The sequence below is a fragment of the Bordetella genomosp. 2 genome (assembly GCF_002261345.1).
GTDB lineage: Bacteria > Pseudomonadota > Gammaproteobacteria > Burkholderiales > Burkholderiaceae_B > Bordetella_A.
Genome location: NZ_NEVT01000006.1, coordinates 195,373 through 207,154, shown reverse-complemented (window position 1 = coordinate 207,154; position 11,782 = coordinate 195,373). Strand labels below are relative to the sequence as shown.

The window sequence follows — 11,782 nt, the reverse complement described above, 5'->3', positions numbered from 1 at the left end:
ATGGCCATTCCCGCACAACGCCGGCTGACCGCGGGAGCGCCCTACCCGCTGGGCGCCACCAGCGACGGGCTGGGCGTCAATTTCGCGGTCTTCTCCGCCAATGCGACCCGCATCGAGCTGTGCCTGTTCGACGACCGCGGCCGCAAGGAACTGTGCCGCCTGCCGCTGCCCGAATGCACCGACGAAGTCTGGCACGGCTACTTGCCCGACGCGCAGCCGGGGCTGGTGTACGGGTACCGCGCCCATGGCCCGTATGATCCCCGCAATGGCCACCGCTTCAATCCGCACAAGCTGCTGCTGGATCCCTACGCACGGCGCCTGACCGGCTCGCCGCGCTGGTCCGACGCGCTGTTCGGCTATCGCCTGCAGCACGCCAAGGCCGACCTCAGCATGGACCGCCGCGACAGCGCGCTGGCGATGCCCAAGGCCATCGTCGTGGACGACTACTTCGACTGGGGCCGCAGCGTGCCGCCCGCCACGCCATGGAACGAGACCATACTGTACGAGGTGCACCTGCGCGGCGCCTCGATGCAGCGCGAAGACCTGCGCACGCCGCTGCGGGGCACCGCCACCGCGCTGGCCGATCCGCGCTTCATCGACCACCTGCATCGCCTGGGCATCACCGCGGTCGAGCTGCTGCCGGTGCATGCGTTCCTGCAGGACCGCTTCCTGGTCGAGCGCGGGCTGCGCAACTATTGGGGGTACAGCACCCTGTCGTTCTTCGCGCCGGAGCCAGCCTACGTGCCGCACGGCGGTCCCAACGAACTCAAGCAGGCGGTGCGGCGCCTGCATGCCGCCGGCATCGAGGTGATCCTCGACGTGGTCTACAACCATACGTGCGAGGGCAGCGAACTGGGCCCCACCCTGTCGTGGCGCGGCCTGGACAACGCCAGCTACTACCGCCTGGTGCCGGGCGAGGAGCGCCACTACATCAATGACACGGGCTGCGGCAACACCCTCAATATTTCCCATCCCAGAGTGCTGCAGATGGTGATGGACTCGCTGCGCTACTGGGCCTCGGCCTACCGGGTGGACGGCTTCCGCTTCGACCTGGGCGTCACGCTGGGGCGCGAAGGCACGGGTTTCGATCCGGGCTCGGGCTTCTTCGACGCCATCCTGCAGGATCCGGAGCTGGCGCGCCTGAAACTGATCTCCGAACCCTGGGACGTGGGGCCGAACGGCTATCAACTTGGCCAGCACCCGCCCGGCTTCGCCGAATGGAACGACAAGTTCCGCGACGGCGTGCGTCGCTATTGGCGCGCCGACGACGGCATGGTGGGCGAACTGGCGGCCCGGCTGGCCGGTTCGCGCGACCTGTTCGACCGGCGCCACCGCCGTCCCTGGGCCAGCATCAACTACGTCGCCTCGCACGATGGCTTTACCCTGCAGGACCTGGTCAGCTACGGCGCCAGCCACAACGAGGCCAATGGCGAGGACGGCAATGACGGCCACGCGGAGAACTTCAGCGCCAACTGGGGCCACGAAGGTCCGGGCGGCGACGAGGCCGTGCAGGCGCTGCGCGCGCGGGTCCAGCACGCGATGCTGGCCACGGTGCTGCTGGCCGACGGCACGCCCATGCTGCTGGCCGGCGACGAATTCGGCAACTCGCAGGAAGGCAACAACAACGCCTATTGCCAGGACAACCCCATCAGCTGGCTCGACTGGACCCAGGCCACCCATGAGCCCGGCGCGAGCCTGGCGCGCTATGCCGGGCGGCTCGCCGCCCTGCGGCGCGCCCATCCCAGCCTGCGCGCGGACCGCTATGGCGACGCCAACCGCGAAGCGGCGCCCGGCGTGCCGGCGCTGGGCTGGTTCACCGAGAACGGCGAACCGATGGACCCGGCGCACTGGCAGGACGCGGGCCGCCGCGCATTGGCCATGCGACGCGCCTGCCCGGTTGGCGACGAGGCCGACGTCACCCTGCTGCTGCTCAACGCCAGCGACGCGCCGGTGACTTTCCACCTGCCGGAGCCCGCGCTGACATGGACGCTGGAAGTCAACAGCGCCCACGCCCAGGACGAAGCACGGCCGGCGACCGGCGCGCAGGTCGAGGTGCCGGCGCACAGCCTGACGCTGCTCAGCGCCCGCGTCCCCGGAGTCGAGCCATGAATATTTCGCCCGCCAGCCCCGCCCTCCGCGCGCCCGCCATGCCGGGCGCACCGGTGGACGATGCCCTGCCGCGCTTCGGCGCGCTGCTCATGCCCGACGGCACGACCTGCTTCCGCCTGTGGGCGCCTTCCGCGCCGGCCACGCTCGCGCTGGAAATCGAGGGCATGGACCCCATCCCCCTGCAACCGGACGCCCAGGGCTGGGCCGAGGCGCGGGTGGCGTGCCCGGCCGGGGCACGCTATTGCTACCGCCTCGACGACGAGCGCCGGGTGCCCGACCCAGCCTCGCGCCAGCAGGCCGACGACGCGCACGGCACGAGCGTCGTCACGGCGCCCGGGGGCTATACCTGGTCCCGCCCCGACTGGTCGGGCCGCCCCTGGGAGCAAGCGGTCATCTACGAAGTCCATGCCGGCCTGGCGGGCGGCTTTGCCGGGCTCGAAGAACGCCTGCCGCACCTGGCCTCGCTGGGCATCACTGTCGTGCAGTTGATGCCCATCGCCGACTTCCCCGGCCGGCGCAACTGGGGATACGACGGCGTGCTGCCTTTCGCGCCCGATACACGCTACGGCACGCCGCTGCAGCTGAAACACCTGATCGACACCGCCCATACCCTGGACATGAGCGTCATGCTGGATGTGGTCTACAACCACTTCGGCCCGGACGGCAATTATCTGGCGGACTACGCCGAGCCATTCTTCCGCCGCGACCTGGAAACCCCGTGGGGCCCGGCCATCGATTTCCGCCGGCCGGAAGTGCGGCGCTTCTTCGAAGAGAATGCGTTGTACTGGCTGACCGAATACCGCTTCGACGGCCTGCGCCTGGACGCGGTCCACGCCATCGCCAACCCCGAGTGGCTGCCCGACCTGGCACGCTACGTGCGCAGCCACATTCCGGCGCAGCGCCACATCCACCTGGTGGTGGAAAACGACGACAATCGCGCCTCCTTGCTGGTCCAGGGCTACGACGCTCAATGGAACGACGACGGCCACCACGTGCTGCACCACCTGCTGACCGGCGAGACGCACGGCTACTACGCGGACTACACCGAGGCGCCCGCCGCGATGCTGGCGCGCTGCCTGGCCGAGGGGTTCGCCTACCAGGGCGAGCCGACGCGGCGCGATGCCGCCCGCCGGCGCGGCGAACCGAGCGCGGACCTGCCGCCCACCGCGTTCGTGCTGTTCCTGCAGAACCACGACCAGATCGGCAATCGGGCGCTAGGCGAGCGGCTGCGCACGCTGGTCGGCGAACACCCGGATACGTTGCGGGCGGCCGTCGCGCTGCAACTGCTGGCGCCGCAGATCCCACTGATCTTCATGGGCGAGGAATGCGGTTCGCAGGCGCCTTTCCTGTACTTCACGGATCATGCCGACCCCGCGCTGGCGGAGGCGGTGCGGGCCGGGCGCCAGCGCGAATTCCGCTTCGACGCGGGCGCGGGCGGCACGTCCCGGGCCCTGCCGGATCCCAACGAATACGACACCTACGCGGCCTGCTATCCCTGGACCGACGGCGCCGAGGCGGCGCAATGGCTGGAGTACTACCGGGCCCTGCTGGCGGTGCGCCGGCATTTTGTCGTGCCGCGCCTGCCCGGCGCCCGCGCCGAGCGCGCCGACGCCCTGGGACCATGCGCGGTGGCGGCGCACTGGCACATGAACGACGGCGCGCGCCTGTCGCTGTACGCCAACCTGGGCGACGACGAGGCGGCCATACCCGCCTCGATGCCGCAAAGCGGCGCCGGCGTGCTGCTGTTCGAGAGCTGCCACGGCGCGCTCGACGCTTTGCGGCGCGGCGCGCTGCCCGGCGCCTGCACCATCTGCCTGCTGGAGGAAGCACAATGAACACGCCGGCGGCCTCGGATCCGCTGGCGCTGCTGGCCGAGGCGGCCGGCATTGCCGTACGGTGGGTGGATGCCCACGAGCGGCCGCAAACCGTTTCCGCCGAGTCATTGCGCGCCGTGCTGGAGGCCCTCGACCTGCCGGCCGGCACTCCCGCCCTGGCGCGCGACAGCCTGGCGCGGCTGCGCCAGCCCGCCGCCGCGCCCGCCCTGGCGGTGGTCGACGCGGGCGGGCGGCTGCCGCTGCCCGAAAACCGCCCGCGCCCCTACCGCATCGAATGCGAAGACGGCTCCGTCCTGGACGGACACACGCTCAGCCAGGACGGCCGCGGCTACCTGCCCATTCCGCAACGGCCCGGATATCACCGCCTCGAACTCGGCGGCGCATCGACCGTGCTGGCCGCGGCGCCGCCGCGCTGCCCGTCGCCAGCGGAGCTGCTGCAGCAGGAAAGCCCGCGCGCCTGGGGCGTCGCGGCGCAGATCTACAGCTTGCGCCACCACGACCCGGCCGCCCACCCGGCGGCGGGCGGCTACGGCGACTTCGGCGCGCTGGCCGACCTGGCGGTCCAGGCGGGCCGCCGCGGCGCGGATGCGCTGGCCATCAGCCCGGTGCACGCCATGTTCAGCGCCGATCCCGCGGCCTGCAGCCCGTATGCGCCCTCCAGCCGCCTATTCCTGAACGCGTTGTACGCCGACCCGTGCGCCGTGTTCGGCGCGGACGCAGTACGCGCGGCCATGGCCGCCATCGGCGGCAGCGAACGCGCCGCCCGGCTCGAGCGCGCCGCCCATATCGACTGGCAGGCCGCGGGCGCACTGCGGCTGGCGCTGCTGCGCCAACTCTATGACCGGCTCGACGAAGCCGGGCCGGCCTTGCGCGATGCCTTCGCGCAATTCCGCCAGGCCGGCGGCGACGCGCTGCAGAGCCACGCGGTGTTCGAGGTGCTGGACGCGCGCCACGGGGCGGGCCCCGGCGCCGCGCGGGACTGGCGGCAATGGCCGGAAGAATTGCGCGATCCCAGTTCGCCGCGCGCCCGCGGGTTCGGCGCGGCGCACGAACGCGAGGTGGCCTTCCACGTCTTCATGCAGTGGCTGGCGCGCACCAGCCTGGCCCGCGCCCAGTCCCGGGCGCGCGGCGCGGGCATGCGGCTGGGGTTGATCGCCGATCTCGCGGTCGGCACCGACCCTTGCGGCAGCCACGCCTGGAGCCGCCAGGCCGACATGCTGGACGGCGTGACGATCGGCGCGCCGCCGGACTTGTTCCAGGACGCCGGCCAGCAATGGGGCCTGGCGGCCTTCTCGCCGCGCGCGCTGCGCGCCTCCGGCTATGCCGCCTTCATCGAGATGCTGCGCGCCGCGCTGGCCGACACCGGCGGACTGCGCATCGACCACATCCTGGGGCTGGCGCGCCTGTGGCTGGTGCCGCGCGGCGCCACGCCGGCGCAAGGCGCCTACCTGCGCTACCCCCTCGAAGACCTGCTGCGCCTCGTTGCGCTGGAGGCCTGGCGCCATGGGGCTCTGATCGTGGGAGAAAACCTCGGCACCGTACCTGAAGGCTTCAACGACCGCCTGGCGCAGAGCGGCGTGCTGGGCACCAGCGTGCTGTGGTTCCAGACCGCCTCCGGCCCGGACCAGCCGCCCGCCTTCATCCCGCCGGACCGCTGGCCGGCCGATGCGCTCGCCATGCCGGATACGCACGATCTCCCCACCCTGCGCGGCTGGTGGGAAGGGCGCGACCTGGATTGGCGCGAGCGGCTCGGCGCCATGCCGGGCGCCGCCGCCCGCCAGGCCCGGCGGCGCGAGCGCGACGCGCTGTGGGCGGCCCTGCGCGCGGCCGGGCTGGCGCACGCCGGGCCAGCCCCGCGGGAAGCGCCGGTCGCGGCCATGCTGGGTTTTGTCGCCGCCACGCCCGCCCCGCTGATGCTCGCGCCGCTGGAAGACCTGGCCGGGCTGGCCGACCAGCCCAACCTGCCCGGCACCACCGCCGGGCATCCCAACTGGCGCCAGCGCCTGCCGCGCGGCTGCGCACAGTTGCTGGCCGACCCATCCGTGCGTGCCCGCATCGACACGATCAAGACCTGCCGGAGCACGCCATGATCCCGCGCGCCACCGTCCGCCTGCAGCTGCATGCCGGCTTCACGCTGGACGATGCGGCCGGGCAAGTCCCGTACTACGCGCGGCTGGGTATCAGCCATTTCTATCTGTCGCCGCTCGGCTGCGCGCGGCGCGGCTCGACCCATGGCTACGACGTCGTCGACCACAGCCGCGTCAACCCCGAACTGGGCGGCGAGGCCGCGCTGGAACGCCTGGTGAACGCCCTGCGCAAGCACGACATGGGCCTGATCGCCGATATCGTGCCCAATCACATGGCCGCCGACAGCGCCAATCCGTGGTGGCGGGACGTGTTGGCGCGCGGGCCGGCCAGCCGCTACGCGGAATGGTTCGACATCGACTGGCGGCCGGCCGACCCGGCCCTGCACGGCAAAGTGCTGCTGCCGTGCCTGGCGGAGCCGTACGGCGAGACGCTGCGCGCAGGCGGCATCGTGCTGGTCCGCGAACCAGGCAGCGGCGAATTCGCGGTACAGGTCGGCGACGCCCGCCTGCCCCTGGCGGCCGGCACGCAGCCCGAACAGGCCACGCCCGGCGAGCCGCGCGCGTCACACGATCCGGCCGACCCCGATGGCCGCGCCCGCCTGCACGCGCTGCTGGAGCGCCAGCACTACCGGCTGGCGTGGTGGCGCACGGCGGCGGACCAGATCAACTGGCGGCGCTTCTTTGAAATCGCCACGCTGGTGGGCGTCCGGGTCGAGCGGCCCGAGGTCTTCGACGCGGTCCACGCCCTGCCGCTGCGGTTGTATGCCGAAGGCCTCATCGACGGGGTGCGGGTGGACCACATCGACGGGCTGGCCGAGCCCCAGGATTACTGCAGGCGGCTGCGGGAGGCCTTGCGCGATTGCGGCCAGGCGCGCCTGGCCGCCGGCCTGCCGCGCGATCCCTACGTGGTCGTGGAAAAGATCCTCGCCCCGGACGAAACCCTGGATGAGCAATGGGACGTGGACGGCACCACCGGCTACGATTTCATGGACCAGGTCGGCGCGCTGCTGCACGACGCCGCCGCCGAGCCCGTGCTCACGCAGGCCTGGCAGGTCCTCGCGCGCGATGCCCGGCCGGTGCGCGAGCAGCTGGAAGCGGCGCGCCTGCGCATGCTGACGCGCCATTTCGCCGCCGAACGGCGCGCCCTGGCGCGCGCGCTGCTGCAGGTGGCGCGGCTGGACCCCGACACGCGCGACTGGAGCGAAGATGCCATCGACCGCGTGCTGACGCGCTGGCTCGCCGCGTTCACGGTCTATCGCACCTATGCGGGCCCGCAGGGCCGCGACGCGGCCGACCAGGCGCGCTGCCAGGCGGCCGCGGCGCGCGCGCGCCATCTGCCGGGGCTGGCCTGGTCGCGCGCCGACGCGCGGTTGCTCGACCAAGTCAATCGCTGGCTGGCCGGCGGCTCGCCGCAACCGGCCGTGCAGCGCGAAGCCTTGCGGCGCTTCCAGCAACTGACGCCGCCGCTGGCCGCCAAGGCGCTCGAAGATACGCTGTTCTACCGCTATGGGCCACTGTTGTCGCGCAATGAGGTGGGCGCCTCGCCGGACCGGTTCGGGCTGTCGGTGGCCGATTTCCATCGCGCCTGCGCCGCGCGGGCGCGGCGTTTCCCCGCCGCCATGCTGGCGACCGCCACGCATGACCACAAGCGCGGCGCGGACGCGCGCGCGCGCCTGGCCGTACTCGCCGAGATCCCTCTGGAATGGCTGCGGCGCGTCCAGCATTGGCTCGGCGCGGCCGGCGCGGCCCCGTCCGCGGCGGACCGCTACCAGTTGCTGCAGACCCTGGTGGGCGCCTGGCCGGTCGGGCTGGACCCGGCTGACGCCGCCGGCCTGGACGCGTTCCTGGAACGGGTTCGCGCCTGGCAGACCAAGGCGGTGCGCGAAGCCAAGCAGCATTCGAGCTGGACCGAGCCCGACCCGGCTTACGAAGCCGCCTGCGCGGACTATCTGGAACGCCTGCGACAGGGCGAAGGCGGGGCGACTCCGCTAGGCGAGATCGGCGCGTTCGTGCAGCACATCGCGCCGGCCGGCCTGGTCAACAGCTTGGCCCAGGTCGCGCTCCACATGACGGTGCCGGGCGTGCCCGACCTCTATCAAGGCACCGACTTGTGGGATTTCAGCCTGGTGGACCCCGACAACCGCCGGCCGGTCGACTACCCGCTACGCCACGCCACGCTGGCGGCCGCCGCGGCGCCCGTGCCGGAGACCGGCCAGGACTGGGCCGGCCTGCCGCCGCCATGGCGATCCGGGCAAGTCAAGCAGGCCCTCATCCACCACCTGCTGCAGTTGCGGGCCGGCTATCCGCTGCTGTTCGGGCACGGTTCATACCTGCCGCTCTCGGTCCACGGCGCGCGGGCCGCCCATGTCGTGGCGTATGTGCGCAGCCACGGCGAGCAACACGCGCTGGTGGTGGTGCCGCGCCTGTGCGGCATGCGGCTGGCCGCTGGCGGCGAGCCGGCCCGGGCGGCCGAATTCTGGGCCGACACCCGGGTGCGGCTGCCGGCCGGCCTGGTCCGCCAGCCCTGGCGCGATCTCCGTACGCAGGATGTCGCGCGTGCCGATGCGCACGGCTATGTGCCGGTGGCGCCGCTCCTGCAGGCGCTGCCGGTCACCGTGCGCATGGCTGGCTGAGGGCCGTGCCTTCCCGCGCGGCGCCGGGAGCCCCGGCCCGTGCCGCCGGCTGCGCCGGCGGCACGCTGCGCAATATCTTGCGGATGCGCTTGATCAGCTCGCCCAGCGAAAACGGCTTGAGGATGACTTCCAGGCCGTCGCCCTGGAATTCGCTGCCGTCGACCACATTCTCGGCGTAACCGGTCATGAAAAGCACCTTGAGCCCGGGATGCGATTCGCGCGCCATGTCGGCCAGCTGGCGGCCGTTCAGGCCGGGCAGCCCCACATCCGTCAGCAACAGATCCACGCGGGGCGCGCCGGCGACCAGCTTGGCGCCGGCTTCGCCATCGGATGCGGCCAGCACCCGCAACCGCAGGCCGACCAGGCTTTCGCGCACCATCTCGCGCACATTGACATCGTCCTCGACCAGCACCACCACCGCCTCGGCGGGCAGCTCGCCGGCATCGCCGCGCTCCGGTTCCGCGCCGGGCCGGGCGTCCTCGGGCTTGCCCTCGTAGCGCGGCAGGCACAGCCTGACCACGGTGCCCGCGCCGGGCTCGCTGCTCATGGCGACCAGGCCGCCCGCCTGGCGGGCGAAACTGTAGATCGTCGACAGGCCCAGGCCGGTACCCTCGCCCAGCGGCTTGGTGGTGAAAAACGGTTCAAACGCCCGTTCCAGCACCTCCGGGGCCATGCCGCAGCCTTCGTCGGCCACCCGGACCTCCACGAACTCACCCGGCAGCACGTCGGGATAGCGCCGCAGGAAATCGGCATCCAGGCGGGTGTTCAGCGCCTCCACCGTCAGCTGGCCGCCATCCGGCATGGCGTCACAGGCGTTGATCACCAGGTTGAGCAACGCGCTTTCGAACTGGTTGACGTCGCACTTGACCATGTGCAGGTCGGGCGCGGCGCGACAGACCAGCGCTATCCCTTCGCCGGTGTAGCGGCGAAACAGGTCTTCCATCGAGACCAGCGCCGCGGCGGGATCGAGCGGCCTGGGATCGAGCGGCTGGCGCCGCGAAAAACTCAACAGGCGCTGCGTCAGCCGCGCGGCGCGGCCAGTGGAGTCCATGGCCGTCTCGATGAACCGGTTGGCTTCGCTGTACTTGCCCGCGTCCAGCTTGCGCTGGATCAGATACAGCGCGCCGCTGATGCCTTGCAGCATGTTGTTGAAATCATGGGCAATGCCGCCCGTCAGTTGCCCCACTGCCTCCATTTTCTGGGACTGCAGCAAGGCCGCGTGGGCCTGGCGCAGCTGCTCGGCCTGCAGCTTGAAATCGGTGTCGTCACGGCCGACCAGATAGAAGTTGTCGTGGGCCCAGGAGATAGTCCAGGTGATCCAGTTATAAGTGCCCTGCTTGTTCAACAGGCGGCACTCCAGGTGCCGCACGCCCGGCGGCTCGGCGCCGTCGCCGCGCAGCAGGCTGGCCTTGATGGTCTGCTGGTCGTCCGGATGCGCCAGCTCCGCCAGCGGCATGGCCAGGAATTGCTCGGGGGTCCAGCCGAGAATCGTGCGCACCGCCGGATTGACGCTGACGAAACGGCCGCGCGCATTGGCCACCGCCAGCAGCTCCGGCGACAGGCGCCAGATCCGGTCGCGTTCCGCAATCGCCGACTCGATGCGCTGCTCCAGCACGCGCGCGTACTGCGACCGTTCGATCGCCTCGCACAGGCGTTCGGCCACTCCCTCGATGAAAGCGATATCCGGCCCCTTGAGCCGGTGACTCGGGTGCGGCCGCACATACAGCATGCCGGACGGCCAGCCCCAGCGGCGCAGCGGCACGGCGATGGCCTTGGGGCTGGTGTCACCCCGCGCGCTGGTCAACAACGGCGAAATATACGCCGTGCGGCCATTCTCGAAAGCCTGGATGCACTCTTCGCCCAGTTGGCCCGGCTCGAAAGTATCCCCTTCGGCGAGCGCCTGTTCCGACATCCAGCAGGTGGCGATGCGCGGCGGCGCATCGCCGGAAAAGTCCAGCACGGCCGCGACGCTCAGTTCCAGGTGCCGCCCCAGCGCCTCGCATGCTACATGTTCGATATCGGCCTGCTGGTGGATCTCCCGCATCTGGTCCGACAGCGACAGCAGGAAGTTCTTGCGATGCTGCTCGGCCCACAGCTCGGCCTCGGCCGCCTTGCGCGCGGTAATGTCCAGCACCAGGACGGTAATGCGCTCCGGCCCCTCCTTGTGTACGCGGGCTTCGTACCAGGCCTCGCGACCCTGGTGCGGCGCGGCCAGTTCGAACTGCGCCGATTCGCCGCTTTCCACCACATTGATGAAGGTCTCCATGATGAGGTCCGGCACGCCGGGGATCATCTCGCGCAGCGAATGGCCGAGCGTGTCGCCCGACTGCAGGCCGCTCTGCTGTTCGAACGCCGGATTGACTTCCAGGAAGCGGAAATCCGCCACCTTGCCGTCCGCGCCGCGCATGGCCTCGACCAGGAAGAAGCCTTCCTGCATCCGGTTGAACATGCCGCGCCAACGCTCGCTGCTATCGCGCAGCGCCTGCTCGGTGCGATGGCGTTCGATGGCCAAGGCCGCCATGCGGGTGACCAGCGCCATGGCGTCGATATCGCTCGGGGACGGCAGGTGCCGCACCCGATAATAATTGGAGAACACCCCCAGCACCCCGCCGTCGGTGCCCTTGATCGGCGTGGACCAGCACGCCCGCAGGCCGTGCTTGAGCGCCAGGTCGCGCCAGCGCTGCCAATTCGGGTGTACTGCGATGTCGTCTATGTACACCGGGCTGCCGAAGTATGCGGCCGCGCCCCACGAAGCGACATCCGGCGCGATCTCCGCGCCGTCGATCGCCGCCACGAATTCGGCGGGCAGGCCGGGCGCCACGCCATGGCGCAGGCAATGATTGGCCTCGTCGACGAACGCGATCGACGTGATCAGCTCCACGCTGGACTGCTGCTCGATGCTGCGCAAGACCTGATCCATCACCTCGTCCAACGGCATGCCGGTGGCGATACGGTGCAGCATGACACGCTCGTCCTCGAGCCGGGCGCGCGTGTCGGTCCATGGATTACGAACGCGGTCTTGCTTGCTGAACATTACACCCTCGTGCGCGGGTCGCGGAGGCGGCACAAGTCGCGAGGCCTCGACTTGCAAGACTTTAGGGCACTCTTGCAGCCTCGC

5 protein-coding genes are annotated in these 11,782 nt (G+C 71.2%); 4 read left to right on the top strand and 1 reads right to left on the bottom strand.

What is annotated here, in order from left to right:
- The 4 genes from glgX to treY are packed head-to-tail and all read left to right on the top strand — an operon-like array spanning position 1 to position 8,664.
- Positions 1–2,109, top strand: a complete 2,109-nt coding sequence (glgX, locus tag CAL24_RS11115) for a glycogen debranching protein GlgX (protein ID WP_094806730.1) — start codon at positions 1–3, stop codon at positions 2,107–2,109.
- Positions 2,106–3,944, top strand: a complete 1,839-nt coding sequence (gene treZ, locus CAL24_RS11110) for a malto-oligosyltrehalose trehalohydrolase (RefSeq protein WP_432759288.1) — start codon at positions 2,106–2,108, stop codon at positions 3,942–3,944. The genes glgX and treZ overlap by 4 nt, the downstream gene beginning before the upstream one ends.
- A complete protein-coding gene (malQ, locus tag CAL24_RS11105) occupies positions 3,941–6,034 on the top strand; it encodes a 4-alpha-glucanotransferase (RefSeq protein ID WP_094806729.1) in 2,094 nt (697 codons plus the stop codon). Before treZ ends, malQ begins: the two co-directional genes overlap by 4 nt.
- Positions 6,031–8,664: a malto-oligosyltrehalose synthase gene (gene treY / locus CAL24_RS11100; RefSeq protein ID WP_094806728.1), complete on the top strand. Its 2,634-nt coding sequence runs from the start codon at positions 6,031–6,033 to the stop codon at positions 8,662–8,664. The genes malQ and treY overlap by 4 nt, the downstream gene beginning before the upstream one ends.
- Here the strand turns inward: treY and CAL24_RS11095 are convergent.
- Positions 8,642–11,698 (bottom strand): PAS domain S-box protein, encoded by a 3,057-nt coding sequence (locus CAL24_RS11095; protein ID WP_094806727.1) that lies wholly within the window; start codon positions 11,696–11,698, stop codon positions 8,642–8,644. The two genes, treY and CAL24_RS11095, sit on opposite strands and share 23 nt — an antisense overlap.
- Positions 11,699–11,782: the final 84 nt, after the last annotated feature.

Coding starts and splice junctions, on each gene's coding strand:
- CAL24_RS11095 (WP_094806727.1), bottom strand. CDS start 11,698: ATGTTCAGCAAGCAAGACCGCGTTCGTAATCCATGGACCGACACGCGC.
- treZ (WP_432759288.1), top strand. CDS start 2,106: ATGAATATTTCGCCCGCCAGCCCCGCCCTCCGCGCGCCCGCCATGCCG.
- malQ (WP_094806729.1), top strand. CDS start 3,941: ATGAACACGCCGGCGGCCTCGGATCCGCTGGCGCTGCTGGCCGAGGCG.
- glgX (WP_094806730.1), top strand. CDS start 1: ATGGCCATTCCCGCACAACGCCGGCTGACCGCGGGAGCGCCCTACCCG.
- treY (WP_094806728.1), top strand. CDS start 6,031: ATGATCCCGCGCGCCACCGTCCGCCTGCAGCTGCATGCCGGCTTCACG.